The organism is Gemmobacter lanyuensis (assembly GCF_014652355.1).
Taxonomy (GTDB): Bacteria; Pseudomonadota; Alphaproteobacteria; order Rhodobacterales; family Rhodobacteraceae; genus Gemmobacter; species Gemmobacter lanyuensis.
Map to the genome: position 1 here is coordinate 85283 of NZ_BMYQ01000006.1, position 25554 is coordinate 110836.

23 protein-coding genes are annotated in these 25554 nt (G+C 65.0%); 14 read left to right on the forward strand and 9 right to left on the reverse strand.

From position 1 onward, the window contains the following. Positions 1 to 28: 28 nt before the first annotated feature. On the reverse strand, positions 29 to 808 hold the full coding sequence (locus IE101_RS11230; protein WP_189633929.1) for a sulfotransferase family 2 domain-containing protein: 780 nt from the start codon (positions 806 to 808) through the stop codon (positions 29 to 31). Between the two features lie 224 nt (positions 809 to 1032). On the opposite strand from IE101_RS11230, the gene IE101_RS11235 reads away from it, so the two are divergent. Both IE101_RS11235 and IE101_RS19780 read left to right on the forward strand, forming a co-directional pair. Then, complete coding sequence (locus tag IE101_RS11235; protein WP_189633930.1) at positions 1033 to 1689, forward strand: peroxiredoxin; 657 nt, start codon at positions 1033 to 1035, stop codon at positions 1687 to 1689. A gap of 198 nt (positions 1690 to 1887) precedes the next feature. After that, entirely contained in the window at positions 1888 to 2103 is a 216-nt protein-coding gene (locus IE101_RS19780; protein ID WP_229804117.1) for a DUF1127 domain-containing protein, read from the forward strand. Positions 2104 to 2256: 153 nt separating this feature from the next. Here IE101_RS19780 and IE101_RS11245 read toward each other — a convergent pair whose 3' ends face one another. From IE101_RS11245 to rpsO, 3 genes are all read right to left on the reverse strand, one after another. Next, positions 2257 to 4830, reverse strand: coding sequence for a calcium-binding protein (locus IE101_RS11245; protein ID WP_189633931.1), 2574 nt, complete (start codon positions 4828 to 4830; stop codon positions 2257 to 2259). Between the two features lie 586 nt (positions 4831 to 5416). Continuing rightward, the gene (gene pnp, locus IE101_RS11250) at positions 5417 to 7567 is read right to left on the reverse strand and encodes a polyribonucleotide nucleotidyltransferase (protein WP_189633932.1); all 2151 of its coding nucleotides are present in this window, start codon (positions 7565 to 7567) and stop codon (positions 5417 to 5419) included. Positions 7568 to 7836: 269 nt separating this feature from the next. Further along, complete coding sequence (gene rpsO, locus IE101_RS11255; protein WP_189633933.1) at positions 7837 to 8106, reverse strand: 30S ribosomal protein S15; 270 nt, start codon at positions 8104 to 8106, stop codon at positions 7837 to 7839. Between the two features lie 274 nt (positions 8107 to 8380). Between rpsO and IE101_RS11260 the strand changes: the two genes are divergently transcribed. Then, entirely contained in the window at positions 8381 to 9343 is a 963-nt protein-coding gene (locus tag IE101_RS11260; RefSeq protein ID WP_189633934.1) for a calcium-binding protein, read from the forward strand. Here the strand turns inward: IE101_RS11260 and truB are convergent, their stop codons facing one another. From truB to rbfA, 3 genes are read right to left on the reverse strand one after another with little or no spacing between them, the layout of a single operon-like run. Next, entirely contained in the window at positions 9344 to 10252 is a 909-nt protein-coding gene (gene truB / locus IE101_RS11265; protein WP_189633935.1) for a tRNA pseudouridine(55) synthase TruB, read from the reverse strand. A 51-nt stretch (positions 10253 to 10303) separates the two neighbouring features. Continuing rightward, the gene (locus tag IE101_RS11270; protein ID WP_189633936.1) at positions 10304 to 11041 is read right to left on the reverse strand and encodes a phosphodiester glycosidase family protein; all 738 of its coding nucleotides are present in this window, start codon (positions 11039 to 11041) and stop codon (positions 10304 to 10306) included. Beyond that, complete coding sequence (gene rbfA, locus IE101_RS11275; protein WP_373296114.1) at positions 11025 to 11453, reverse strand: 30S ribosome-binding factor RbfA; 429 nt, start codon at positions 11451 to 11453, stop codon at positions 11025 to 11027. The genes IE101_RS11270 and rbfA overlap by 17 nt, the downstream gene beginning before the upstream one ends. Positions 11454 to 11549: 96 nt before the next feature. Here rbfA and dapB point away from each other — a divergent pair, with 96 nt between their 5' ends. Then, positions 11550 to 12359 (forward strand): 4-hydroxy-tetrahydrodipicolinate reductase, encoded by an 810-nt coding sequence (dapB, locus tag IE101_RS11280; protein ID WP_189633938.1) that lies wholly within the window; start codon positions 11550 to 11552, stop codon positions 12357 to 12359. Positions 12360 to 12387: 28 nt separating this feature from the next. On the opposite strand, the gene IE101_RS11285 is transcribed toward dapB, so the two are convergent. Next, positions 12388 to 12570: a DUF1674 domain-containing protein gene (locus IE101_RS11285; protein WP_189633939.1), complete on the reverse strand. Its 183-nt coding sequence runs from the start codon at positions 12568 to 12570 to the stop codon at positions 12388 to 12390. Between the two features lie 72 nt (positions 12571 to 12642). Here IE101_RS11285 and IE101_RS11290 point away from each other — a divergent pair, with 72 nt between their 5' ends. After that, positions 12643 to 13884: an RsmB/NOP family class I SAM-dependent RNA methyltransferase gene (locus IE101_RS11290; RefSeq protein WP_189633940.1), complete on the forward strand. Its 1242-nt coding sequence runs from the start codon at positions 12643 to 12645 to the stop codon at positions 13882 to 13884. Here the strand turns inward: IE101_RS11290 and gph are convergent. Further along, entirely contained in the window at positions 13862 to 14530 is a 669-nt protein-coding gene (gene gph, locus IE101_RS11295; protein ID WP_189633941.1) for a phosphoglycolate phosphatase, read from the reverse strand. The genes IE101_RS11290 and gph overlap by 23 nt on opposite strands. 192 nt (positions 14531 to 14722) lie before the next feature. Between gph and IE101_RS11300 the strand changes: the two genes are divergently transcribed. The 9 genes from IE101_RS11300 to IE101_RS11340 all read left to right on the forward strand — a co-directional run bounded on the left by IE101_RS11300 (position 14723) and on the right by IE101_RS11340 (position 25445). Beyond that, complete coding sequence (locus tag IE101_RS11300) at positions 14723 to 16459, forward strand: heparinase II/III family protein (protein WP_229804118.1); 1737 nt, start codon at positions 14723 to 14725, stop codon at positions 16457 to 16459. A gap of 13 nt (positions 16460 to 16472) precedes the next feature. Continuing rightward, complete coding sequence (gene purH, locus IE101_RS11305) at positions 16473 to 18086, forward strand: bifunctional phosphoribosylaminoimidazolecarboxamide formyltransferase/IMP cyclohydrolase (protein WP_189633942.1); 1614 nt, start codon at positions 16473 to 16475, stop codon at positions 18084 to 18086. 5 nt (positions 18087 to 18091) lie between these two features. Then, positions 18092 to 18598, forward strand: a complete 507-nt coding sequence (gene lspA / locus IE101_RS11310; RefSeq protein ID WP_189633943.1) for a signal peptidase II — start codon at positions 18092 to 18094, stop codon at positions 18596 to 18598. Positions 18599 to 18651: 53 nt separating this feature from the next. Then, the gene (locus IE101_RS11315) at positions 18652 to 19164 is read left to right on the forward strand and encodes a DUF3035 domain-containing protein (RefSeq protein WP_189633944.1); all 513 of its coding nucleotides are present in this window, start codon (positions 18652 to 18654) and stop codon (positions 19162 to 19164) included. A 72-nt stretch (positions 19165 to 19236) separates the two neighbouring features. Continuing rightward, positions 19237 to 20568, forward strand: a complete 1332-nt coding sequence (locus IE101_RS11320) for a M16 family metallopeptidase (RefSeq protein ID WP_189633945.1) — start codon at positions 19237 to 19239, stop codon at positions 20566 to 20568. An 8-nt stretch (positions 20569 to 20576) separates the two neighbouring features. Next, complete coding sequence (locus IE101_RS11325) at positions 20577 to 21881, forward strand: M16 family metallopeptidase (protein WP_189634057.1); 1305 nt, start codon at positions 20577 to 20579, stop codon at positions 21879 to 21881. A gap of 74 nt (positions 21882 to 21955) precedes the next feature. Beyond that, the gene (gene mutL, locus IE101_RS11330) at positions 21956 to 23821 is read left to right on the forward strand and encodes a DNA mismatch repair endonuclease MutL (protein ID WP_189633946.1); all 1866 of its coding nucleotides are present in this window, start codon (positions 21956 to 21958) and stop codon (positions 23819 to 23821) included. A gap of 14 nt (positions 23822 to 23835) precedes the next feature. Next, positions 23836 to 24960 carry a DNA recombination protein RmuC gene (locus tag IE101_RS11335; RefSeq protein ID WP_189633947.1) on the forward strand — a complete coding sequence of 375 codons (1125 nt, stop codon included), beginning with the start codon at positions 23836 to 23838 and terminating at the stop codon, positions 24958 to 24960. After that, positions 24957 to 25445 (forward strand): HutD/Ves family protein, encoded by a 489-nt coding sequence (locus IE101_RS11340; RefSeq protein ID WP_189633948.1) that lies wholly within the window; start codon positions 24957 to 24959, stop codon positions 25443 to 25445. Before IE101_RS11335 ends, IE101_RS11340 begins: the two co-directional genes overlap by 4 nt. The last annotated feature ends 109 nt before the right edge of the window (positions 25446 to 25554 follow it).

The window sequence follows — 25554 nt, forward strand, 5'->3', positions numbered from 1 at the left end:
CGGGAAGGGCAAGCATAATTTGATCAAATTAATAGGCGGTCCAGCTGTCCGCCGCATAGCCAAAGGCCTGCAGGTCGCCCCCGCAAAGGGGCAGCGCCAGCGCCGCCGTCTGGTCATCATAGGCACGGGCCTGGGTTTTGCTGGTGTTGCGCGGGCGCGCAAGCTTGTCGATCACCCAGTCTTCGGGGAAGCCCAGTGGGCGGGTGATGGCCAGAAACCCGTCTTGCAGCTGATCCTCGATCCGCCAGACGGCAGCATAGGACAGGCGGTCGGTCATCAGGACCTGGGTCTGCGGTTCCCAATGGTGGTCGCGACGCCCCTCGGGCACAGAGGCGACCCAGCGCAGGAAGGTGTCGAAGGGCACCAGCGTATTGGGGGCGCCACCCTCAAGCCCCTGCGCGCGGGCAAAGGCGCGCAGCGGCGCCAGCCGGTATTTGCGGATCGACCGGGCATAGGCGCTGTCGAGGTGCTGCGGCGAACGGTGATGGCCGTCAAAGAACTTGTTCTTCCAAGCCGAGGCAAGCCGTCCATAGGGGTTCCGCACAAAGGCATGGGTTGTGTAGCGATCCGGGTGCAGCACAAAATCGAGGTAGTCGCGCAGGGGTGCCAGCGGAAAGCGCCGCGCGACGTTCAGCATGGGCCAACGCCCCTCGGACGGGTCGGTTCGGCCCAGATGCAGGCGATACCCTTCGGCCAGCAGGTCACGGGTGAAGGTGGTCAGCACCTTGGGGTTCAGCATCACCGCCGTGCGGCTTTCCCGGTGAAGGAACAGTTTGAACGGGCTGAAATGCCGGTTGGGCCGAAGCATCCTGTCTCTCCTGCGGGTGCGGCCAGCCAGGGAAGATTTTGATCCGCTTCTGGCGCCCTTGCGATACCGCGCGGACCCTAACCATCCTGCCCACAAATGACAACGTCCTGCCCGGAACCCCGGCTGCCAGAACCCGGTTCCTATCTGCACCGACCCCGGTTTCCGGGGTGGATTCCGGCGGTGGCATCATTATGTTGCTGTCAACGACTTGCAGGAGCATCCCAATGTCCGTCCGTATCAACGATATCGCCCCCGATTTCACCGCGGAATCGACCGCTGGCACCATCAAGTTCCATGAATGGCTGGGCGACAGCTATGCCATCATTTTCTCGCACCCGCGCGATTTCACGCCGGTCTGCACCACCGAATTCGGTGCCGTGGCGCAGCTTGCGGGGGAATTCGCCAAGCGCAACACCAAGGTCATCGGTGTCTCGGTCGACTCGGTCGAGGATCACGGCAAATGGAAGCGCGACATTGAGGCCTTCTCGGGCAGCCCCGCCGATTTCCCGATCATCGACGACACCAGCCTGACGGTGGCCAAGGCCTATGACATGCTGCCCGCCGAATTCTACCTTCCGTCGGAAGGCCGCACCCCGGCCAATACCGCGACGGTCCGCACCGTCTATATCGTCGGGCCGGACAAGAAGGTGCGCCTGACCATGACCTACCCGATGTCGGTGGGCCGCAACTTCGCGGAAATCCTGCGCGCACTGGATGCCGTTCAGGCCACCGATGGCGTGCCGCTGGCCACCCCCGCCAACTGGGTGCCGGGGCAGGACGTCATCGTTGCGCTGAGCCTGAACAATGAACAGGCGCAGGAAAAATACGGCGATCTGGATATCCGCCTGCCCTATCTGCGTTTTGCCAAATCGCCCAAGTAAAACAGGCAAAACAGCAAACGACAGGCCCCGCGCGCAAGCGCGGGGTTTTTCTTTACCTTAACGTCACAAGCCATGCGGATTCTGCATGGCGGCATTGGCAAAGCCATGGATTGTGCAGTCGCAGCATTAGGTCCATTTTACCGCCATAGGCGCAGGCAAGGATGACCATGGCGCCGTCGCTGATGATGAGGAAATGAAATGGCTTACGTTGCTTCCAACCGCGTGTCCGGCTTCCACTTCGGGGATTTCTTTGCCGCTGCCGTAGCGGGGGCCAAGGCCATGATCGCCCGCCGTGCCGAATACAATCGTATCGCGGCCGAGCTTGAGGCGCTCTCCGACCGTGACCTGTCGGATATCGGCATCGCCCGGATCCAGATTTCCGATATTGCCCGTCAGGCGGCATATCTGAAGTAACCGTATTCTTCCCGGCCTCTCCTCCTCCCTCGGGGCCGGATGAATGGTGGGACGTCCTCCTCCCTCGTTCCACCAAAGCGTGAAGGCCCGCAGTGAAAGCTGCGGGCCTTTGGCATTCCGGGTGGGGCGGGTGCCGGTTGGCACCTGCCTGTCTCAGAAGATGAAATTGGCGGCGGTCAGGTCCGCAATCTGGACGCTGTCCAGCGTCAGCACATTGGTCGCGTTGAACCGGATTTCGACATCAAACCCGACCTGGTGCATCAGGCTGCGCAGTTCGGTGAACGTGTCGGGCGCGTTGTCCAGCATGAGGTTGGAAAGATCCACCCGGTCGCGGCTGGCATAGACGACACCCGCTGCCGCGAAATCCAGCACCTGGTCTTTGCCGAATCCGGCGTTCAGCACGAAGGTGTCATTGCCGAAACCACCGATCATCAGGTCATTGCCCGCGCCGCCGTTCAGCACATCCTCGCCGCTGCCGCCGGACAGCGTATCCGCGCCCGACCGTCCGATCAGACGATCGTCGCCGCTGCCCCCCACCAGAAAGTTGTTGCCGGTGGAGCCGCGCAGCACGTCATTGCCATAGGCGCCCGTCAGGTTTTCGATCCCGCTCAGCGTGATGACCGATTGGGTCGCAATCTGGGCGCGGCCGACCCAGAGGTCTGCGGTGATGGGGCTGGTGACGTGGACGGTGGAATAGGCGCTGACATCAAAGGACAGCATATCCGTCCCCAGCCCGCCATTCACCGTGACATTGCCGCCGCGTACGGCAATCAGGTCATTGCCGTCGCCGCCATTGAGACGCGATCCGGCGCCAAGGCCGATCAGCGTGTCATTGCCCAGATCACCCGACAGCAGATCGCCACCGTCTTCGGTCCGCAGGACGTCATTGCCGGCGCCGCCATAGACGCTGTCAAAGTTGGTTCCGCCATTGAGCTGGTCGGCCCCGTCTTCCCCATACAGCAGGTCCTGGCCTGCATCGCCATTCACCGTGTCGTTGTGCAGGCCGCCGCGCAGGGTGTCATTGTCGCGCCCGCCCGACAGCGAATCGTTCTGGTCGCCCCCGGTGATGCGATCGTTGCCCGTGCCACCATTGATGGTGTCATTGTTCTGCATCCCGATCAGCGTATCGGCGCCGTTGTCACCGTTGATCAGATCGGCGCCCGAGCGGCCGTTGATCATGTCATTTCCGCTCTCGCCATACAGGCGGTCGCCGCCCAGACCGCCAGGCAGGGTATCCGCCGCGCCGGTGCCGCGCAGGTAAAGCTCGCTCGTCCCCGGTGTCTGCCGCACCAGAACGATGCGGATCACTTGGTAATCCTGCGTGAAGTTGACGCTGAAGCTGCTGCCGGAGACGGTGACCGTGGGCCGCGTCACCACTGCAGGCCCGGAAATGCCATCGGCCGTGCCCACGGCCTCGGCCCACGCGTAAGAGATGTTGCCGAACCCCGCCAGATTGAGCTGCATGTTCATGCGCTGACCGTCAAAGTCATTGGCCGATACGAAGGCCACGACCTTGCTGTCGTCCGCGAAGGCATAAAGATTGTAGGGGTTGGTGCGGTCCCAATCGTTCTGGGGCAGGTTGAGCACGGTCATCCCCGGCAGCGTTTCGGCCATCTGACGATAGACCTCGGCGGCGGGGGCATAGATCTGCGTATTGGGCGAGGTGGTCGACATGGTCGACATGGTCGCTTCAGAGATGCTTGCATTGACGATGCCCCAGGCGGCGGCATAGTCGGCGCCCAGTTCGATCATGCTGGTGATCAGCGACAGCGTAGCGGAAGCGGCGGGCAGGCCCATCACCAGATCACGGCTGACATCATCGCTGGTGGCGGTCCAGGCCGAGAAGTAAAGTTCGACCGGATCACCCTGATTGCGGCCCGATTCGCCGCGCGCCAGTTCGATGGCCGCCGACAGAAGATCGAAAGATTCAAGCCGGTCGCCCGCATGTTCCAGCGCGCTGACATCGGTCAGGTCCATACGCAGGATATGGGTGCGGACAACATCGACTTCGGCCAGCAAATCCTCGTCGCCCATGCGGGTGCCGAACCCGCGGATCGTGTCGATCATGATCTGGGTGTCCGCAGTTTCCTGCATCATCTGCAGGCCGACAGAGAATTCGACCCCCGGATGGTTGACGCGAAATTCGCGCAGCGCATGCAGGATATAGGCCGCAACCTTGCCATATTCGCGGGGGTCATAGAATTCGTTGCCCACGTCGAACATGATTTCCTGGGGCAGTTCGCTCGCGCCATAGGCATTGTTCAGGAACAGGCGTTCCAGAAAATACGTCACGTGGCGATAGGCGCTCCAGGGCGTATCGACATAGCGTTCGGTCGGCAGGATGATGGACAGGGTCGCGTCATGTTCCGCAGCTTCGGCAAGGGCGCTGGTCAGCGAGTAACGGCCGTTCGAGCGCCCCTCGGAATCCTGCAGGGCTAGCGGATGGATCAGGTCGGGATAGGTCAGGTCATAGGCCAGAGGAAGGCCGTCCACTGTGCCCGCGGTGATGAAGCCCGTCGACGTGACCGAGCCCTGTTCGGCGATGCTGCCGCCCGGAAAGCGGATATGGTTCAGGCTCAGATGATCCATCGCATCGTGGAACGCCGAAACCGTGCCGTCAGTGTTGTTGAGAACGATGCCGCCAAACATGCCAGCAGAGACCACCGCCTGTTCGCCGGTGTAGACGTCGAAGGCAAGCCGCGTCGTATCGATACGCGCAATAGCCATCTTTGGTCCTCTCTCCGCTCTGGTCCTGGTTCGCCTGTTGTCCCCGCATTAATAAACAATCTGTCGGTGAATTTTACTGCGCGGGGGGATGGTCAGGGCATGCGCTTCGGTTGCTGTTAATACCAAAGTCTAGGTCTGTGAGAGCTTAATCAAGTTCGTACAGCTTAAGGGGTGGTGAGGCGGGGGCGATGATTTCATCCTTGACGTGCTTGAGGCAGCAAAAGGTTTCTGCCTGGGTTGAAAGTCCTGCATCGCAGGATCGCAATTTACTCGGAAATCTGGATAAACAGTGATTCAAAACAACTATAGCGAGTTTACGGTGCGTCAATGAACAATGAAAGGGGCAATTTTCGCACCTCTACCGCAAGATGATTCGATTCGGAGATCTTCGGCCTTGGGCGGGTAAGTTGCGGTGCGGTCTGCAATCTTTGGAGCGTGCACTGGCCGGACATTCGCCTTTTGCTTGCTACGTTTTGCATGCAGGGGTTGTGCGGTTGTGCGGCAGGGCGCGCCTCTCACGCGGCGTTGAGGCGCCAAAATGAAAGGCCCCGGACATGCCGGGGCCTTTCGCAGCAGGGGAAAAGGATCAGCCTTCGGCCGATTCTTCCTTTTCCTTCTTCTCGCCGACGATCTCTTCGCCGGTTTCCTGATCGACCATCTTCATGCCGAGACGGACTTTGCCGCGGTCGTCAAAGCCCAGCAGCTTGACCTTGACCTCTTGGCCTTCCTTCAGGATTTCGTTCGGGTGGTTCAGGCGCTTGTTCGCGATCTGCGACACGTGGACCAGACCGTCCCGCTTGCCGAAGAAGTTCACGAAGGCACCGAAATCGACCAGCTTCACGACCTTGCCGGTGTAGATGTGGCCCTCTTCCGGCTCGGCTACGATCGAATAGATCATGTCATAGGCCTTCTTGATCGCATCAGCCGAGCTGGACGCGATCTTGATTACGCCATCATCGTTGATGTCGACCTTGGCACCCGAGGTTTCCACGATCTCGCGGATGACCTTGCCGCCCGAGCCGATCACTTCACGGATCTTGTCGGTGGGGATGGACATGGTTTCGATCTTGGGGGCGTATTCGCTGAAGCCCTGCGGGGCCGACAGCGCCTTGTTCATCTCGCTCAGGATGTGGAGACGGCCGTCCTTGGCTTGCGCCAGGGCCTGTTCCATGATCGCCGGGGTGATACCGGCCACCTTGATGTCCATTTGCAGCGAAGTGATGCCGTTCTCGGTGCCTGCAACCTTGAAGTCCATGTCGCCGAGGTGATCCTCGTCGCCGAGGATGTCGGTCAGCACGGCCCATTTGCCGTCATCTTCCAGAATCAGGCCCATGGCGACGCCCGCGACCGGTGCCTTCAGCGGCACGCCCGCGTCCATCATCGACAGCGACCCGCCGCAGACCGAGGCCATCGAGGACGAACCGTTCGATTCGGTGATCTCGGACACGACGCGGATGGTGTAGGGGAAGTCGGTCGGGGCGGGCAGCACGGCCTGCAGCGCGCGCCATGCGAGTTTGCCGTGGCCGATTTCGCGGCGGCCGGGCGAACCCACGCGGCCCACTTCGCCGACCGAATAGGGCGGGAAGTTGTAGTGCAGCAGGAAGTTTGAGCGCGAATTGCCGTGCAGGGCGTCGATGATCTGCTCATCCTCGCCGGTGCCGAGGGTGGTCACGACCAGACCCTGGGTTTCGCCGCGGGTGAACAGGGCCGAACCATGCGCCCGCGGCAGGATGCCGGTTTCGCAGACGATCGGGCGGACGGTCTTGGTGTCACGTCCGTCGATCCGGATGCCATTCGACACCACGTCGCCGCGCAGGATGTTCGATTCCAGCTTCTTGATCGCCGAGCCGAGGTTGATGTCGGCCAGGTCTTCTTCCGAAAGGGCAGCCTTGATCGCGTCAACCGCAGCCGAGATGGCCGAGGTACGTTCCTGCTTGTCCTTGATCGCAAAAGCGGCACGCATCTGCGCCTCGCCCGCGGCCTTCACCTTGCCATAGAGCGCCGAATAATCCGGGGCCTGGAAGTCGAAGGGCTCTTTCGCGCAGTCTTCGGCGAAGTCGATGATCAGGTCGATCACCGGCTGCATCGCGGCGTGACCGAACTTCACGGCGCCCAGCATTTCTTCCTCGGTCAGCTCATAGGCTTCCGATTCCACCATCATCACGGCGTCCTTGGTGCCGGCGATGACGAGGTCGAGACGCTGTTCCGGGTTGGCACGCAGGTTGTGCATGTCGTCAACCGAGGGGTTCAGCACGTATTGGCCGTTCGAGAAGCCGACGCGCGCGGCACCGATGGGGCCCATGAAGGGCACGCCCGAGATGGTCAGCGCGGCCGAGGCGGCGATCATCGCCACGATGTCGCTGTCATTGACCAGATCGTGCGACAGCACGGTCGCCATGACGAGGACTTCGTTCTTGAAGCCTTCGACAAACAGCGGGCGGCAGGGGCGGTCGATCAGGCGCGAGGTCAGCGTTTCCTTTTCCGAAGGACGCGCTTCACGCTTGAAGAAGCCGCCCGGGATCTTCCCGGCGGCATAGTATTTCTCTTGGTAATGCACGGTCAGCGGGAAGAAATCCTGCCCCGGCTTCGCCTGCTTGGCGAAAGTCACGTTGGCCATGACCGAGGTCTCGCCCAAGGTGGCGATGACCGAACCGTCAGCCTGACGCGCAACCTTGCCGGATTCCAGCGTGAGCGTTTCATTGCCCCACTGGATCGACTTTTTGGTAACGTTGAACATCTGTTTTCCTATCTGGGAGCAGCCACGGCCCATCCCGTGACTCCCGCATCTGGCGGCCCCATTGCCGCCGCCTCCAATCCTTTGCATGCGGCCCGGAGGTATGGCCTCACGTCACAGATGGGGCGCCGCATACAGGAAAAGCGCCTGTTTGGGAAGTGGGCGTGCAGCGAGCCCCCTGTTTCAGCCAAAGCCCGCCGTGCGGAAGGGGGGAAATGCAGAACGCCCGCACCTCGGGGTGCGGGCGTTCCGGCAAAACCTTGCAATAAGGTTCAGCGACGCAGGCCCAGACGCGCGATCAGCGACTGGTAACGGCCTTCATCCTTGCCCTTCAGGTAGTCGAGCAGCTTACGACGCTGGGCGACGAGCATCAGCAGACCGCGACGCGAGTGGTTGTCCTTGCGGTGGGTCTTAAAGTGTTCGGTCAGGGTCGCGATGCGCGACGACAGGATCGCAACCTGGACTTCCGGCGAACCGGTGTCGCCTTCCTTGGTCGCGTATTCCTTGATCAGGCGGGCTTTTTCTTCAACGGTGATCGACATCGGGATCTCCTTTTCAGGGTTAGGGTGACGGCACAAGCCGGGATGTCGTCCAGCAGGGCCCTTGATCTGACGGATTCGGGAACCCGACAGAGCCGCGCATATAAGCGAAAACCCGGTCCGAGGAAAGCCTGTTGATCGGGGCGCAGGCGGCAGGATGGGCCGCAATTTACCAGTATTGCAGATAATCGGCCTGCCCCCGTGGCCGGATTGCCGCCGTTGTGCCATGATTTCCGGGCGGAATTCCCTGGGTGTAGCCGTGTGATGGAGGGGTGTGGTGCTGGGATTTCTGGGCCTGATTGGCGCCCTTGGGGCGGGTGTGATGCTGGATCTGGTGATGGGAAAACCCTCCAGCAGCGCCGATGACGACGACGATCCGCCGCCGCCCGAGGAAGAGGTTGAAACCCCCGATCTGCTGGAGGGGCTGACCGCCCGCGATACCGATGCCGTGCTGGGTACGGTCGGCAACGACAAGCTGGCGGGTGAGGGGGCGGATGACCAGATTTCGGGCCTGCAGGGCCTTGATCAGATCATGGGCCGCGACGGGGCCGACAGTCTGTCCGGCGGGGCAGGGTCAGATTACCTGTACGGCGGTGCAGGGGAGGATCTGCTGCAAGGGGGCAGCGGTGCCGACCGGCTTGAGGGCGAGGCCGGTCACGACACGCTGTCGGGTGGCGCGGGGCATGATCTGCTGGCGGGGCATGGCGGGCAGGATCACTTGTCGGGCGGAGCAGGGCAGGATTCGCTGCTGGGCGGCAGCGGCGCCGACGCGCTGTCCGGTGGTGCCGATGATGACTGGGTGCAAGGCGGTTTTGACCATGACCGGCTGTCTGGCGGCACCGGCACCGATACGCTGGATGGTGATGCCGGGAATGACACGCTGATCGGCCATCAGCCGGGGCAGGTGGATGTGGCGCAGGATTTCCTCAATGGCGGGGCGGGCGATGATCTGCTGATCGTCGGCAATGGCGATCTGGCCAGCGGCAACAGCGGCGCCGATACCTTCCGTCTGGGGGATTGGCTGGAAGAGGGCGATGGCGCGCGCATCATGGATTTCGACCCCACGACCGACGGGATCGAGATTCAGTATGACCCCACCGCCCATCCGAACCCCGTGGTCGATCTGCGGCTTGATGACAGCACCGGCGACATGCAGGTGCGGCTGGACGGGATGCCGCTGGTGCTGGTGCAGAACGGCGCGGGGCTGACGCTCGAGGCAATCCGCCTCAGCGCCGCCTGATCAATCGAGGTTGAAAACCCGCGTCGGGTGCAGTTCGCCCGCGCGGTAGCTGCCCACCGCCAGCGGCTTGCCCTGATACGAGGCCCAGACCTCATCGCCATAGGCAATGTCATGGCCGATCACCATGCCCGGGGTGCCGTTCCGCAGACGCGCGGCCCCTTCGGGCGTGGCCTTCACCTCGGGCAGGTCGGCAAGGCCCAGCTCGAGCGGTTGCAGATGCACGTCGATGGCGTCGGATTTGGCCAGCGCGTCCAGTGTTTCCAGCCCGATGCCCTTGTCGGCGTCAAACGGCCCTGACCAGACACGGCGCAGCCATTGCACATGGCCCAGACACCCCAGCGCCTGCCCCAGATCGCGCGCGATGGAGCGCACATAGCCGCCTTTGCCGCAGACCATCTCCAATTCTACATGATCGGCGTCGGTGCGGCTGATGACCTCAAGCCGTTCGACCCAGAGGGGACGTGCCGCCAGGTCCATCTCGACCCCTTCGCGCGCCAGATCATAGGCGCGCTCGCCTTCAACCTTCACGGCGGAATACTGGGGCGGAACCTGCTGGATGTTGCCCCGGAAGGCACCAAGGGCCGCCTCAATCGCCGCATCATCGGGGCGCGTGTCGCGCGTTTCGATCACCTCGCCCTCGGCGTCGTCGGTGGTGGTGGCAGCCCCCAGCGTGACCATGAAGCGATAGCATTTCAGCGCATCGGTGATATAGGGCACGGTCTTTGTCGCCTCACCCAGGGCCACGGCCAGAACACCCGTCGCGGCAGGGTCAAGCGTGCCGGCATGGCCCGCCTTCTGCGCGTCAAAGGCCCATTTCACCTTGTTCACGACCGAGGTCGAGGTGATGCCCGCGGGTTTGTCGATCACGACCCAACCCGAAACCGCGCGACCCTTTTTCTTGCGTGCCATGGTGCCCTCTGCTCTGCGAAGCCCGCCTGCTAGACCCGGGCGGGGAAGGCGTCAAGGCGCAGGCGCGACCAGCCCCACGATGGGGCCCATCGGCAGGCCCAGATCCGACCGGCCCAGATCCGGCGCATAGAGGCGCGAGATCTTGCCATCGAAGTAAAGCGCATCGGGCAGGTCCAGCGCATCACGGAAAAGGCGCCCGAAGGTGTCGAAGTTCACCGCATCTTCGGAAATGGCAAGGACGGCGCGCTGCCCATCGGCGGAAACGCCCACCCCGTTGCGGATATAGCGGCTGTCGCCCCCCGGAATGAAGCGCGGATGCAGCTGGCCCTGCCACACCATCAGCGGCCCGGATTGGGTGGCATAACGGCAGGTCGGTGGTTCGGCGGCATAGCTGCGCGATTCGGTGATGTGAAAGCGGTCGGCTCCGATGCAGAACACGCCATTGGGCAACATGCCGAAATTGCCGGCAGATGCGGCAGTCACGATGCCGTGCCGTTCCAGCCCGTTTTCGATGTAAAGGCCCACGGGGTCCCGGTTGGGGTGATACATGCCCGCGTTCATCGCAAAGACCAGCCGCTCCCCCCGGTCGGCCAGCAGGGCGCTGACCGCGCGGAAGCTGCCCAGCAGCCCGCCGTCCGCGTCGCTGTGGAACAGGCGCAGGTCTTCGCCTGCGCGCACTTCGCACAGGGTGAAGGTTACATCTTCGAAGGTGGTTTCCCGGCAGGGGGCGGCGAAGGCGGGCGCCGACAGAAAAGTCAGCGCCACTAAGGCCTTAATCGTCCGCTTCATCATCATCCGTATCGGGCGTGGCCACATCGCGGCGCACCTTTTCATCCGAGAAGATGCGGCGGGTTTCGTCCAGCTGGTCAAAGGTGCCATCCGGGCGGAAGCGCAGGTCAGGCGCGTATTTCAGCGTCAGTTGCGCGCTGACATGGTGGCGCAATTCAGCCTTGTTGCGGGCCAGCGCGGCAATCGCCTCCTCAACCGGGACCGACCCCATCAGCGGCATGATATAGGCCGTGGCGACCTTGAGGTCGGGCGAACAGCGCACCTCGCCCACGGTGATGGACATGCGGTTGAGTTCGGGGTCATGGATATCCCCCCGGTTCAGCACGTCAGACAGGGTGCGCCGGATCAGTTCGCCGACGCGAAGCTGGCGCTGCGAGGGGCCATCGCCCGAAGAGAAGCGGTTTTTCGACATGCTCTCCATGTAGGGCTTTTGCGGGCCGCCCGCAACGGCGGGCTTTTCCCATCGCCCGGCGCGCGGTATTGGGCGTTGAAACACAGGAGACGGGCGATGGGTGAACTGCCGGGAATCGTGATCACGGGGGCTTCGGGGCGGATGGGGCAGATGCTGCTCCGGACGGTTCTGGCCAGCGACAAGGCGCGTCTGGTGGGCGCGGTGGAACGCAAGGGCAACCCCTGGGTCGGCCGCGATGTCGGCGAGATGCTGGGCGGCCAGCCCATCGGCGTCTCTGTCACCGATGACCCTCTGGAGGCCTTTGCCCGGGCGCAGGCGGTGATCGATTTTACCGCCCCCGCAGCCACCGTTGAATTCGCAGCCCTGGCCGCGCAGGCCCGTGCCGTGCATGTCATCGGCACCACCGGGCTTGAGGCGGCGCATCTGGCGCAGATCTCGGCCGCCGCGCGCCATGCGGTGATCGTGCGGGCCGGGAACATGAGCCTCGGGGTCAATCTGCTGGTGACGCTGACGAAAAAGGTGGCCGCCGCGCTGGATGCCGACTGGGATGTCGAAATCATCGAGGCCCATCACAACAAGAAGGTCGATGCGCCGTCGGGAACCGCGCTGATGCTGGGTCAGGCCGCGGCCGAGGGGCGGGGCGTCGCGTTGGCGGATGTGACCGATTCGGGCCGCGATGGCATCACCGGCGCGCGCAAGCGGGGCGACATCGGCTTCAGCGCCATTCGCGGCGGCGATATCGTGGGCGAACATGACGTGCTGTTCGCGGGCGAGGGCGAGCGGATCATCCTGCGCCATGTTGCGACCGATCGGGGCATCTTTGCCCGTGGCGCGCTGCGCGCCGCGCTTTGGGGGCAAGATCGTGCCCCCGGCGAATATGACATGATGGACGTGCTGGGGCTGTAAGACCCCAAGGCACACGGGGGGAGGGCGGTCAGAAATCGACCGCGATCCCCTTCTTTTCCCAATCGCCAAAGCGCACGGGTTCCGGCCCGTCGCGCCCGCCCAGTTCGGGGGGCAGGGCCACAGCTGCTGCGGCCTTGCGGCGTTCCTCTGCCTCGGCCAGGGCGCGTTGTGCTGCAGGGGGCAGGGTCGGGATTTCTTCGGTCTCTGACATCGGTGCTTTCCTTGCGGGCCTTCGTGGCATGATATACGGCCCGCGGGGCAATCAACAAGGTTTGGGCGGAACATGGCGAAAACGGCACGGGCGGCGGCGGTGCAGATGCTGGATGCGGTGCTGGGCGAGGGCGCGCTGCTCAGCCAGGTCGAGGGGATGCTGGCCCATCTCGCCCCGGCGGATCGCGCGCGGGCCCAGCGGCTGGCCATGCAGGCCCTGCGCCATCTGGAACAGGCCGACCGTGTGCTGAAACCCTTCATCCGCAAGGCGCCGCCGCTGACGGTGCTGAACACGCTGCGCCTTGCGGTGGTCGAACTGGTCGGCGGCGAGGCGGCCTATGGCGTGGTGAATGAGGCCGTATCCCTGACCCGGTCCGACCGCCATCATGGGGCGCTGTCGGGGCTGGTGAACGCCGTGCTGCGGAAGGTCGCGGCGCTTGAGGCGCCCTTTGCCAAGCTGCCGCCGCAGCGGATGCCCTATTGGCTGCGAAAGCCGCTGGTCGATACCTATGGCCGCGAGGTCGTCAGCGCGATCGAGGCCGTGCAGGCCCAGCCCGCCCCGGTGGATCTGACGCTGCGGCCCGGTCGCATGGTCGAGATTGCGGGCGCGACGGCCCTGCCCGGTGGCAGCCTGCGTCTGCCGGCGGGGGTGCAGGTTTCGGCCCTGCCGGGCTATGACAGCGGCGATTGGTGGGTGCAGGATGCCGCCGCTGCCATGGCCGCGCCCATGTTGCAGGTCGAACCGGGGGAACGCGTGCTGGACCTTTGCGCCGCGCCCGGGGGCAAGACGCTGCAGCTTGCCGCCGCCGGGGCGCAGGTCACTGCGCTGGATGTGAACGAGGTGCGGCTGCACCGTCTGGCCGAAAACCTCGCCCGCACGGGGCTTGAAGCCGAGGTGATCGTCGCCGATGCGCTGGACTGGGTACCGGATGCGCCCTTTGACGCGATCCTGCTGGATGCGCCCTGTTCGGCCACCGGCACCATCCGCCGCCACCCCGACCTGCCCTTCGTCAAGGATGGCAGAGAGGTCGAAGAGCTGGTCGCACTGCAGGCGGCGCTATTGGATCGTGCGCTGGATTGGCTGCGGCCCGGCGGGCGGCTGGTCTATTGCACCTGCTCGCTTCTGCCGGAAGAGGGCGAGGCGCAGATCGCCGCCGCCCTGTCGCGCCATCCCGATCTGCGGCTTGATCCCGTGCTGCCGCCCGGGGCCGACCCTGCCTGGCAGACGCCCGAAGGTGCGCTGCGCCTCCGACCCGATTACTGGGCGCCGCAGGGCGGGATGGACGGGTTCTTCATGGCGCGGCTGACGCGCTGACCGCGGCCACCAGCCGGGGCAGGGTCAGGAAATCGTCAAAGGTCGCGGTGTGATACATCTGATCCACCGGGCCTTTGCGATAGCCTTCGGTGTAAAGCAGGAAGGGTACCTCGGCGTTCTTGGCGGTTTCGGCGTCCACCTCGCTGTCGCCGACAAAGATCATCGGCCCGCCCCCGAGACGCACCATCGCCTTCAAAAGCGGCGCAGGGTCGGGCTTTTTCACGGCCAGACTGTCGCCGCCGATGACCACGGGGAAGAACCGGTCCAGCCCGAAATGCGCCAGCACCGCCCGCGTGGGGGCAAGTGGCTTGTTGGTGCAGATGCCAAGCCGCAGGCCGTGGTGTTGTAGCGTCTCCAGCGCCGTTTCCACGCCCGGATACAGCGTGGTCAGCGCCTGCGCCCCTTCATAGATCGCCAGAAACTCGGCCAGAAGCCGATCATGGTCCGGCCCTTCGGTGGGCAGGCCGCGCGCCTCGCTGGCGCGTTGGATCAGGTTGGGGGCGCCGCGGCCCACAAAGTGCTGGATCTCGGCCCGGCTGAAGGGCGCCGCGCCATAGGGGGCAAAGGCCTGATCGACGCTGGCATGAATATCGGGAACGCTGTCGATCAGCGTGCCGTCCAGATCAAAGATAATGGCGGGGGGCATCGGGGTCTCCTGTTCGCGGCGGAGGATGCGGTGCCGGTGCGGCGGCGTCCAGCCCTTCTGCGGCAAAAAGCGTCGCAACCGGATGGGGGCGGGCAATGACGGGCTTTTGCGGTGACAGCGTCGGGCATGGCGGCTATGGTGCCGCCAAGACCCCAAAGGGGCTGACAGGCGGCGGAAACAGGTGAGCAAGGCATGGCGGGCGTAGCGCGCAGCGCGTGGTGGGCAGAGGCTTGGGTGCAGGCGATGAACCGTCTGGCCGCGCGCCGTGCCGGACAGGCGCAGCCTGCGGCGGGCTTTGTCTCGCAGCCCGAACCGCGCACCATCGGGCTTTATGCGCGCGGCAAACAGCTGGTTGCGGGGAACTTCCTCTTTGCGGGCCATCTGGTCGAGGCGCCGGGCAGCGTGATCTGGGATCTGACCAGCCCCAGCCGCGCCTTCGAATCAGAGCTGCAGGGATTTGCCTGGCTGGATGATCTGGCGGCGGTGGGCGATCCGGCGGCGCGCAAGCGGGCGCAGGACTGGACCTTTGGCTGGATCGACCGCTTTGGCCGGGGGCAGGGTGCGGGCTGGTCCCCCGATCTGACCGGGCGGCGGCTGATCCGCTGGATCAACCACGCCATCCTGCTGCTGGGGGGGCAAAGCCGCGACCGGTCGCTGGCCTATTACCATTCGCTGTCGCATCAGACGGTGTTCCTGTCGCGGCGCTGGCATGTCGCCTCGCCCGGCCTGCCGCGGTTCGAGGCGCTGACCGGGCTGATCTATGCTGGCCTTGCCCTGATCGGTATGGAGGGGCATGTCGATCCCGCCGCCGCTGCCCTGGCCCGCGAATGCGAACGCGAGGTGGATGCCGAAGGCGGCATCCCGACCCGCAACCCCGAAGAGCTGCTGGAGGTCTTTACCCTGCTGACCTGGGCCGCGCAGGCGTTGACTGATGCCGGGCGAATCGTTCCTGGCGCGCATCTGGCGGCGATTGCGCGCATTGCCCCCACGCTGCGGGTGCTGCGCCACAGCGATGGCGGGTTGGCGCGGTTCCACGGCGGCGGGCGCGGGCTTGAAGGGCGGCTGGATCATGCGCTGGCCTCGGCCGGGGTGAAACCTGCCGCGCCGGTGGGCCTGTCGATGGGCTTTGCGCGGCTTTCGGGTGGGCGGACTTCGGTCATTGTCGATGCGGCGGTGCCGCCTGCGGGGCAGGCGGGGGCGTCCGCCCATGCCTCGACCCTGGCGTTCGAGCTGACCTCGGGGCGGCGCCCGATGATTGTGAACTGCGGCAGCGGCGCGCCCTTCGGCGCTGATTGGCACCGCGCCAGCCGCGCCACACAAAGCCATTCGACGCTGACGATTGACGGCTATTCCTCATCCCGCTTTGCCCATGACGGGCGCGAGGTGCTGGAGGACCGCGCCAATATCACCCTGATCCGTCAGGGCGGTGCCGAGGATGGGCAGCACCTTCTTGCCGCCCATGATGGCTGGCGCGCGACGCACGGCCTTGTGCATCTGCGCGATCTGACGCTGTCGTCGGACGGGCGGCATCTGGCGGGGGTCGATATGCTGGCCGCCGAAACCCCGGCCGACCGGGCGCGCCTGTCCTCGATCCTCAAGAAAAACGGCGATGCCGTCGGCTATGCCCTGCGCTTCCACCTGCACCCGGATGCCGATGCCGCCATCGACATGGGCGGGGCGGCGGTGTCCATTGCGCTGCGGTCGGGTGAGATCTGGGTTTTCCGCCATGACGGGCAGGCGCTGTTGACGCTGGAGCCTTCGGTCTACCTCGAAAAAGGGCGTCTGATGCCGCGTGCGGCAAAACAGATCCTGCTGACGACACATTTGCAGGATTTTGAGGCCCGGATCGGCTGGACCTTGGCGAAGGCACAGGATACTCCGCTGGCCATCCGCGACCTTGACCGGGATGAGCCCGCATCCCGCCCCTGAGCAGGAGTGACCCATGCACAGCGCCTCGCCTTCCGCCCCCGTAAACCTCGTGCCCGTGGGGCGCGCGCTGATTTCCGTCTCTGACAAGACCGGCCTGCTGGATTTCGCCCGCGCGCTTGCCACACAGGGGGTGGAGCTGATCTCGACCGGGGGCACCGCGCAGACGCTGCGCACCGCCGGGCTGAAGGTGCGCGACGTGGCCGAGGTCACGGGCTTTCCGGAAATGATGGATGGCCGGGTCAAGACCCTGCATCCGATGGTGCATGGCGGCCTGCTCGCGCTGCGCGATGATGACGAACATCTGGTGGCCATGGCGGCCCACGGGATCGAGCCGATCGACCTCTTGGTCGTGAACCTTTACCCGTTCGAACAGACCGTGGCGCGCGGGGCCTCTTACGTCGATTGCATCGAGAATATCGACATCGGTGGCCCGGCGATGATCCGCGCGGCGGCGAAGAACCACAAGTTCGTCAATGTCGTCACTGACCCGCAGGATTATGACGCGGTGCTGGCCGAGATGAAGGCCAATGACGGTGCGACCTCTTATGCCTTCCGCCAGAAGCTGGCCCTGACTGCCTATAGCCGCACCGGCGCCTATGATGCGGCCGTTTCGGCCTGGATGGCCGGCGCCATCAAGGAAGAGGCCCCGCGCCGCCGCGCCTTTGCCGGCACGCTGGCCCAGACGCTGCGCTATGGTGAAAACCCGCATCAGAAGGCCGCTTTTTACACCGATGGCACGCAGCGCCCCGGTGTCGCCACCGCGCAGCAGTGGCAGGGCAAGGAACTGTCCTACAACAACATCAATGACACGGATGCCGCTTTTGAACTGGTGGCGGAATTCGATCCGGCGCAAGGTCCGGCCTGCGCGATCATCAAACACGCCAACCCCTGCGGCGTGGCCCGTGGCGCCACCATGTCCGAGGCCTATGCCCGTGCCTTTGATTGTGACCGCACCTCGGCCTTTGGTGGCATCATCGCGCTGAACCAGCCGCTGGACGAAGCGACCGCCCAGAAGATCACCGAGATCTTCACCGAGGTCGTCATCGCCCCCGGCGCCACGCCCGAAGCACGCGCCGTCTTTGCCGCGAAAAAGAACCTGCGTCTCTTGACCACCGACCGCCTGCCCGACCCCAAGGCCAAGGGGCTGGCGTGGAAACAGGTCGCGGGCGGCTTCCTGGTGCAGGACCGTGACAATGGCGCACTGTCCATGGCCGACCTCAAGGTCGTGACCAAGCGCCAGCCGACCGAGGATGAGCTGCGTGACCTTCTGTTCGCTTGGACCGTCGCCAAACATGTGAAGTCGAACGCCATCATCTACGTCAAGGACGGGGCGACCGTGGGCGTGGGCGCAGGCCAGATGAGCCGCGTGGACAGCACCCGCATCGCCGCCCGCAAGGCGCAGGACATGGCCGAGGCGATCGGCGCCCCCGGACCGCTGACCCAAGGGTCGGTCGTGGCCTCGGACGCGTTCTTCCCCTTCGCCGATGGCCTGATCACCGCGGCCGAGGCAGGCGCCACCGCGATCATCCAGCCCGGCGGGTCGATGCGCGACGATGAGGTCATCGCCGCCGCTGACGAACGCGGTCTTGCGATGATCTTCACCGGCATGCGCCACTTCCGCCACTGATGCCGATGCGCCGGGTTGCCCTGATTGCCGCCCTGATCTTCGTGATCGACCAGATCACGAAGATTGCGGTGGTCTTTGGCCTGAACCTGAAAGACCGCGGCGAGATCGACGTGATCCCGCCGCTGCTCAATTTCCGCATGGCCTGGAATCAGGGGGTCAACTTTGGCCTCTTTGCCAGCGGGGCCGAAATCGTGCGCTGGGTGCTGGTGATCCTGTCGCTGGTGATCGTGGGCTGGGTCTGGGTCTGGATCTCGCGCGGGCGGCACAGTGACTGGATGCGCCTCTCGGCCGGGGTGCTGATCGGTGGGGCGCTGGGAAATGTGGTGGACCGTGTGGCCTATGGCGCGGTGGCCGATTTCCTCAATATGTCGTGCTGCGGCTTTGAAAACCCCTATGCCTTCAACGTGGCCGATATTGCCATCTTTGCCGGCGCGGCAGGTTTGGTGCTGTTTTCGGGCGAAGGCGGGCAAGGTGGCGCCAAGCGCCGCAAACCGCGCCGAAAGACCCCGTGACGCGCCCCCGGCTTTGCGCTAAAGACGGTGGGACGGAGCAGCGAGGGCAGGGTATGACGGCAGCACGGGGCGCAATTCTGACGGCGACGCTGACGTTGTTCCTGGCGGCCTGCGGTGGATCGGATGACCCGCAGCTGATGAACCTGCGCGCCAGCGGCAACGGCCCGGATGAATTTGCCATCATTCCGCCCAAGGCGCTGGAACTGCCGCCGAACCTCAAGGAACTTCCGGTTCCGACGCCCGGCGGCACCAATCTGACCGACCCCACGCCCGAAGCCGATGCCATTGTGGCTCTGGGCGGCAAGCCCGGTGCCGGGGCGAATGATGCGGGCCTTCTGGCCTATGCCGCGCGCAACGGGGTGGATCCCGCCATCCGGGGTACGCTGGCGGCCGAGGATCTGGAATTCCGCCGCAAGAATGACGGGCGCCTGCTGGAACGGCTGTTCAGCGTGAACGTCTATTACCGCGCCTATGCGCCGCTCTCGCTCGACCAGCATGCCGAACTGGCCCGCTGGCGCCGCGCCGGTGTGGGCGTGCCTTCGGCGCCGCCGGAACCGGCGAAGTAAACTCCGCGTCAGGCCCGCTTGACCCCGCCCGCCCTGTGCGTAGCTATGGGCGAAGGCATGGGGAGGCAATTCATGCGAAAGATCCTGATGGGCACGGCCCTCTGGTTGCTGGCGGCCCCTGCGGCGCTGGCGCAGACCGTGACCGATTTCCGGCTAGACAACGGGCTTGACGTCGTGGTGATCGAAGATCACCGCGCGCCGGTCGCAGTGCAGATGATGTGGTATCGCATCGGTGCGGCGGATGAACCGCCTGGTCATTCCGGCATCGCGCATTTCTTTGAACATCTGATGTTCAAGGCGACCGACGATCTGGCCGCGGGCGAGTTTTCCGATACCGTCGAGGCGCAGGGCGGCAGCGACAACGCCTTCACCAGCTGGGATTACACCGCCTATTATCAACGGGTTGCGGCCGACCGGCTGGATCTGATGATGAAGCTGGAAGCTGAACGCATGCGCGATCTGCAGCTGACGGATGAAGTGGTCGCGACCGAACGCAATGTCATTCTGGAAGAGCGCAACCAGCGCACCGACAGTGACCCCGGCAGCCTGTTTTCCGAACAGACCCGTGCGGCGCAATACCTCAACCACCCCTATGGCATTCCAGTCATCGGCTGGCGGCATGAGATCGAACAGCTGAACCGCGCCGATGCCGAGGCGTTCTACAAAACCTATTACGCGCCCAACAATGCCGTGCTGATCGTCGCTGGCGATGTTCGCCCCGATGACGTCCGCAAGATGGCCGAGGCGCATTATGGCCCTCTGAAGCCCACGCCCGACATTCCGCCGCGCCTGCGCCCGCAGGAACCGCCGCAGCTGGCCGAGCGTCGGCTGGAAATGCGCGATGCCCGGGTGTCCGAGCCCTTCATGATGCGCAGCTATCTGGCCCCGCACCGCCAAAGCGGCAACCAGAAAGAGGCCGCGGCCCTCGTCTATCTGGCCGAGCTTCTGGGCGGGTCCGGCACCACGAGCCTTCTGGCTAAAAAGCTGCAATTCGAAGACCCGAAGGCCGTCTATTCCTATGCCTTCTACGATGGCACCGCGCTTGATAGCGGCAGCTTCGGCTTTGGCCTTGCGCCGCTGCCCGGGGTGCCCCCGCACGAGGCCGAGGCGGCCATGGATCAGGTCGTGGCCGATTTCATGGCCGCTGGCCCCGATCCTGCGGCCTTTGCGCGGATCAAGACCCAGCTTGGCGCCTCGGAAATCTACGCGCAGGACAATGTCGAGGCGCTGGCCCGCCGCTATGGCGAGGCACTGTCCGTGGGCCTGACGGTCGAGGATATCAAGGCTTGGCCCGAGGTGCTGCAATCTGTCACCCCCGATGACGTGATGGAGGCCGCGCGCAAGGTGCTGGATCGCCGCGCCGCCGTCACCGGCTGGCTGCTGCCCGAGGAGGACGCACAATGATCTGCGCGATGATCCGCAAGATGGCGGTGGTGCTGGCGGTGCTGGCCAGCCCGGCCATGGCCGAAATCAAGGTGCAGGAAGTCACCTCTCCCGGCGGAATCAAGGCCTGGTTGGTCGAGGACCACGGCATCCCCTTCACAGCGCTGGAGCTGCGGTTCCGGGGCGGCACCTCGCTGGATGCGCCGGGCAAGCGGGGCGCGGTCAATCTGATGACCGGGCTGATCGAGGAAGGCGCGGCCGAGATGAACGCCCAGAAATTCGCGGAAAGCCGCGATGCGCTGGCCGCGGAATTCAAGTTCGACGCCTCGGCCGATGCGGTCTCCGTCTCGGCGCGGATGCTGACGCAGAACCGCGCGCAGGCGGCCGAGCTGCTGCGTCTGGCGCTGACCCAGCCCCGGTTTGATGCCGATGCGGTCGAACGCGTGCGCGGGCAGGTGCTGTCGATCCTGCGGGCCAATGCCAAGGACCCCGGCGCCCTTGCGGGGGAAACCTTTGACAAGCTGGCCTTTGGCGATCACCCCTATGGCACCTCGGGCAATGGCACCATCGACAGTGTGACGGCCCTGACGCGCGAGGACATTCTGGCCGCGCATCAAGGTGCGCTGACGCGGGATCGTGTCTATGTGGCTGCCGTGGGCGACATCACGCCCGAGGATCTGGGCGCGCTGCTGGATCATCTGCTGGCCGATCTGCCCGAAACGGGGGCGCCGCTGCCCGGCCCCGCGCCCGTGGGGCTGACTGGCGGGATCACGGTCACCGATTTCCCCACGCCGCAGGCGGTGGTGATGTTCGGCCAACAGGGCATTGAACGCGATGACCCCGATTACTTCGCCGCCTTCGTGCTGAACGAAATTCTGGGCGGGGATCGGTTCGGATCGCGGCTGATGACCGAGCTGCGCGAAAAGCGCGGTCTGACCTATGGAGTCGGCACCTATCTGGCCGATTACGATCAGGCCGATCTGATGCTGGGTCAGTTCGCCACCGACAACCGCACCGTGGGTGAGGCCGTGGATATTCTGCGCGCGGAATGGGCCAAGGCCGCGCAAGGTGTGACCGAGGCCGAGCTAGCCGCCGCAAAAACCTATCTGACCGGCGCCTATCCGCTGCGGTTTGATGGCAATGGGCCGATCGCCAATATCCTGGTGGGGATGCAGATGGTGGGTCTGCCGGTGGATTATAGCGCCACCCGCAACGCCCGGATCGAAGCTGTCACGTTGGACGATGTCAAGCGCGTGGCCGCCCGTCTGATCCAGCCTGACGGGCTGCGAATCGTCGTTGTCGGTCAGCCGCAGGGCCTGCCGGACACGCCCTGACCCGCCGCGGGCATGTTCACGATCTGCCCCAATACCTGTGGCCGAATCTCGGGCATCATGCTACCTCTGGGGGCATGATGCTCGATACCCCCAAGATGACGCGTCCTGTAATCCGCCAGCTGGATGAGGCGGCGATCAACCGCATTGCCGCAGGCGAGGTGGTGGAACGCCCGGCTTCGGCGGTAAAAGAGCTTGTGGAAAACGCGCTGGATGCGGGCGCGCGGCGGATTGCGGTGGACTATGCCGATGGCGGCAAGACCCTGATCCGCGTCACCGATGACGGCTGCGGGATGACCGCCGATGACCTGCCGCTGGCCGTCTCACGCCATGCGACATCAAAGATCGACGGGTCCGACCTTCTGAATATCCGCAGCTTCGGCTTTCGCGGTGAGGCCTTGCCCAGCCTCGGGGCCGTGGGGCGGCTGACCATCACCTCGCGCGTCGAGGGGCTGGAGGGCGTGGCCATCACGGTCGAGGGCGGGCGCGTTGGCCCGGTGCGTCCGGCGGCGCTCACGCGCGGCACGGTGGTCGAGCTGCGCGATCTGTTCTATGCCACCCCGGCGCGGCTGAAATTCCTGCGGTCGGACCGGGCCGAGATGGGGGCGATTGCCGATGTGGTCAAGCGCCTTGCGCTGGCCGAACCCCATGTGGGCTTTACCTTGCGCGATGTCTCGGGTGGGGGCGAAGGGCGCGTGGTCTTTCGCGCCGATCCTGAAAACGGCGATTTCTTCGATGCGCTGCATGGGCGTCTGGCGCGGGTGATCGGCGCCGATTTCGCAGAAAACGCCCTGCGGATCGATCTGGAGCGCGAGGGGCTGCAGCTTGTGGGCTATGCCGCGCTGCCCACCTATTCGCGCGGGTCTTCCGTGGCGCAGTTCCTGTTCGTGAACGGCCGCCCGGTGCTGGACAAGCAGCTGATCGGCGCGCTGCGCGCGGCCTATATGGATGTTCTGTCGCGGGACCGGCACCCGGCGGCGGTGCTGAACCTGATCTGTGATCCCGAACGGGTGGACGTGAACGTGCATCCCGCGAAATCCGAGGTGCGCTTTCGGGAACCGGCGATGGTGCGGGGCCTGATCGTTTCAGGCCTGCGGCTGGCTTTGGCAGGGGCGGGGCATCGCGCCTCGAACACCGTGGCGAGCGAAACGCTGGAGGCCTTCCGCCCCGAACCTGCGCCGCTGGTCCCCACATCCGCCCCGCCGCGCGTCTATCAGATGGACCGGCCCAGCCAGGCGACCTTCGCCCGCGCCTTTGCCGCGCAGGCGCCCACCGAACCCGCCCCCCCGCGTGATTTCGGCTTTGCCGAGGCGCCTTCGGCGCGGGTCGAGGTGGCCGAAGTCCCCCCCGCCGATCTGACCGCCCGCCCCTTGGGGGCCGCGCGGGCGCAGGTGCATGAAAATTACATCATCGCCCAGACCGCCCAAGGTATCGTGATCGTGGATCAGCATGCCGCGCATGAACGGCTGGTTTATGAACGGCTGAAGGCGCAGGCCGCCGCGCGCGAAGTGCCGTCGCAGGCGCTGCTGATCCCCGAGATCGTCGATCTGTCGGCTGCCGATGCCGCGCGGCTGCTGGAGGTGGCTGGTGATCTAGCCGAGCTGGGGCTGGTGGTCGAAGCCTTCGGCGGCGGCGCCATTGCCGTGCGCGAGGTTCCGGCGGTGTTGGGCAAGGTCGATGCTGCCGCGCTGATCCGCGATATTGTCGATGATCTGGCCGATCTGGGGTCTTCGGACCGGCTGAAGGCGCGGATCGATGCGGTGCTAAGCCGGATGGCCTGCCATGGGTCGGTCCGGTCGGGTCGGCAGATGCGCGCCGAAGAGATGAATGCGCTGCTGCGCGAGATGGAGGCGACGCCACTGTCCGGACAGTGCAACCACGGGCGGCCGACCTATGTCGAGCTGCGCCTGGCCGATATCGAACGGTTGTTCGGGCGCCGATAAGCGGGGAATGGACGATGGAACATCTTGCCGATGACCCGGTGCTGCTGGCCGCGGGGGCTGCGGGCCTTGTGGTGCTGGTGCTGCTGGTCCTGATCCTGCGCGCCGCGGCGCGGGGGCCGCAGGGCCTCGTGCAGGAACTGGGCTGGCTGGGCGCCCGCGTGCAGCAACTGGCCGACGGGCAGGAACGGCTTGCAGGTGGGCTTCACCACGTCTCCGAGGCGCAGGCGCTGAGTCAGACGGCCATGCTTCAGGTGATGGAGCAGCGTCTGGCCGAGGTGCAGCGTCATATGGGCGAAAGCCTGCATGGCACCGCAACGCGCACCGCCCATAGCCTGGGCGAGTTGCATCAGCGGCTGCAAACCATCGACAAGGCGCAGGCCAATCTGGAAAAGCTGTCGGGCAATGTGCTGACCTTGCAGGACATTCTGGCCAACAAGCAGACGCGCGGTGCCTTTGGCGAAATCCAGCTGCATGACATCGTGCTGAAGGCGCTGCCCTCGGACAGCTATACGATGCAGGCCACGCTGTCGAACGGGCGGCGGGCGGATTGTCTGATTCATCTGCCCAACCCGCCGGGGCCGATCGTGATTGACAGCAAATTCCCGCTGGAGGCCTATGAGGCGCTGCGTCGCGCGCAGACGCAGGCCGATCTCGATCTGGCGGCGCGGATGCTGCGGCAGGCGGTGCGGGCGCATATCCGGGCGATTTCCGAGAAATACATCCTGGAGGGCGAAACCGCGGATGGGGCGCTGATGTTCCTGCCCTCTGAGGCTGTCTATGCCGAACTGCATGCGAATTACCCTGACGTGATCCGCGAAGGCTTTGCCGCGCGGGTCTGGATCGTGTCGCCCACCACCTGCATGGCCACGCTGAACACCATGCGCGCCGTGCTGAAGGATGCGCGGATGCGTGAGCAGGCGGGTGCCATCCGCAAAGAGCTGGCCGAGCTTTACAAGGATGTGGAGCGGCTGGGAGGGCGGGTCGAGAACCTTGACCGCCACTTCGGGCAGGCGGCCCGCGACATTCAGGAAATCCGCATCAGCGCCGAAAAGGCCGGGCGGCGGGCGCGTCGGCTGGACAATTTCGATTTCGAGGAATTGGCCCCCGAGACCGCCAGCATGATCGGGGCGGCAGAATGATCCATCGCCGCCGCAGTGACCATCAGGTGATGCCCTGGGCCAATGGCAAGGGCCGGACGCTGGAGCTGTGGCGCGAGGAAGATGCCGGGACGCTGCGCTTTCGGCTGTCGGTGGCGCAGGTGGTTGAGGATGGGCCATTTTCCGTGCTACCCGGGATCGACCGGGTTCTGACAGTGATCCACGGCCCGGGATTTCGGCTGGAGGGCGCGGGGCAGGTCTGGCGCTGTGATCCGCTGCGGCCGGTGGCCTTTTCGGGTGATCTGGCCCTGCGGGCGGTGGGCGTAGCGGCGCCGACCGAGGATCTGAACGTGATGACCGCCCGGTCTTTGCCTGCGCCGGAGGTGCTGGTCCGGCAGGAGGGTCTGGCCCTGCCGCCGCCCGGCGGGCGGGTGGCGGTGGTGGATATGGCAACGCTGGGTCTGTGGCTGGGGGCCGAGGATGTGCGGCTTGCCGGACCTTCGATCGTGGTGCGGCTGGCGTTCTGATCCCATTGTGCGCTTGCGCGCAAGGCTTTGATCTCGGCGTCCGGCTGTGCCGGATCGCCTCGGGCGTGTGCCTCCGGCGGGGATATTTTCAGACAGAAAATGGCAGAAA

Bases quoted from the DNA above. Each gene is read 5' to 3' on its own strand.
- pnp (WP_189633932.1), bottom strand. From the start codon at position 7,567: ATGTTCAACGTTACCAAAAAGTCGATCCAGTGGGGCAATGAAACGCTC.
- gph (WP_189633941.1), bottom strand. From the start codon at position 14,530: ATGCCCCCCGCCATTATCTTTGATCTGGACGGCACGCTGATCGACAGC.
- IE101_RS11235 (WP_189633930.1), top strand. From the start codon at position 1,033: ATGTCCGTCCGTATCAACGATATCGCCCCCGATTTCACCGCGGAATCG.
- IE101_RS11290 (WP_189633940.1), top strand. From the start codon at position 12,643: ATGGCGAAAACGGCACGGGCGGCGGCGGTGCAGATGCTGGATGCGGTG.
- dapB (WP_189633938.1), top strand. From the start codon at position 11,550: ATGGGTGAACTGCCGGGAATCGTGATCACGGGGGCTTCGGGGCGGATG.
- IE101_RS11320 (WP_189633945.1), top strand. From the start codon at position 19,237: ATGCGAAAGATCCTGATGGGCACGGCCCTCTGGTTGCTGGCGGCCCCT.
- IE101_RS11300 (WP_229804118.1), top strand. From the start codon at position 14,723: ATGGCGGGCGTAGCGCGCAGCGCGTGGTGGGCAGAGGCTTGGGTGCAG.
- mutL (WP_189633946.1), top strand. From the start codon at position 21,956: ATGATGCTCGATACCCCCAAGATGACGCGTCCTGTAATCCGCCAGCTG.
- IE101_RS11340 (WP_189633948.1), top strand. From the start codon at position 24,957: ATGATCCATCGCCGCCGCAGTGACCATCAGGTGATGCCCTGGGCCAAT.
- IE101_RS11230 (WP_189633929.1), bottom strand. From the start codon at position 808: ATGCTTCGGCCCAACCGGCATTTCAGCCCGTTCAAACTGTTCCTTCAC.
- IE101_RS11285 (WP_189633939.1), bottom strand. From the start codon at position 12,570: ATGTCAGAGACCGAAGAAATCCCGACCCTGCCCCCTGCAGCACAACGC.
- IE101_RS11245 (WP_189633931.1), bottom strand. From the start codon at position 4,830: ATGGCTATTGCGCGTATCGATACGACGCGGCTTGCCTTCGACGTCTAC.
- IE101_RS19780 (WP_229804117.1), top strand. From the start codon at position 1,888: ATGGCTTACGTTGCTTCCAACCGCGTGTCCGGCTTCCACTTCGGGGAT.
- IE101_RS11315 (WP_189633944.1), top strand. From the start codon at position 18,652: ATGACGGCAGCACGGGGCGCAATTCTGACGGCGACGCTGACGTTGTTC.
- rpsO (WP_189633933.1), bottom strand. From the start codon at position 8,106: ATGTCGATCACCGTTGAAGAAAAAGCCCGCCTGATCAAGGAATACGCG.
- IE101_RS11335 (WP_189633947.1), top strand. From the start codon at position 23,836: ATGGAACATCTTGCCGATGACCCGGTGCTGCTGGCCGCGGGGGCTGCG.
- rbfA (WP_373296114.1), bottom strand. From the start codon at position 11,453: ATGTCGAAAAACCGCTTCTCTTCGGGCGATGGCCCCTCGCAGCGCCAG.
- truB (WP_189633935.1), bottom strand. From the start codon at position 10,252: ATGGCACGCAAGAAAAAGGGTCGCGCGGTTTCGGGTTGGGTCGTGATC.
- lspA (WP_189633943.1), top strand. From the start codon at position 18,092: ATGCGCCGGGTTGCCCTGATTGCCGCCCTGATCTTCGTGATCGACCAG.
- IE101_RS11270 (WP_189633936.1), bottom strand. From the start codon at position 11,041: ATGAAGCGGACGATTAAGGCCTTAGTGGCGCTGACTTTTCTGTCGGCG.
- IE101_RS11325 (WP_189634057.1), top strand. From the start codon at position 20,577: ATGATCCGCAAGATGGCGGTGGTGCTGGCGGTGCTGGCCAGCCCGGCC.
- purH (WP_189633942.1), top strand. From the start codon at position 16,473: ATGCACAGCGCCTCGCCTTCCGCCCCCGTAAACCTCGTGCCCGTGGGG.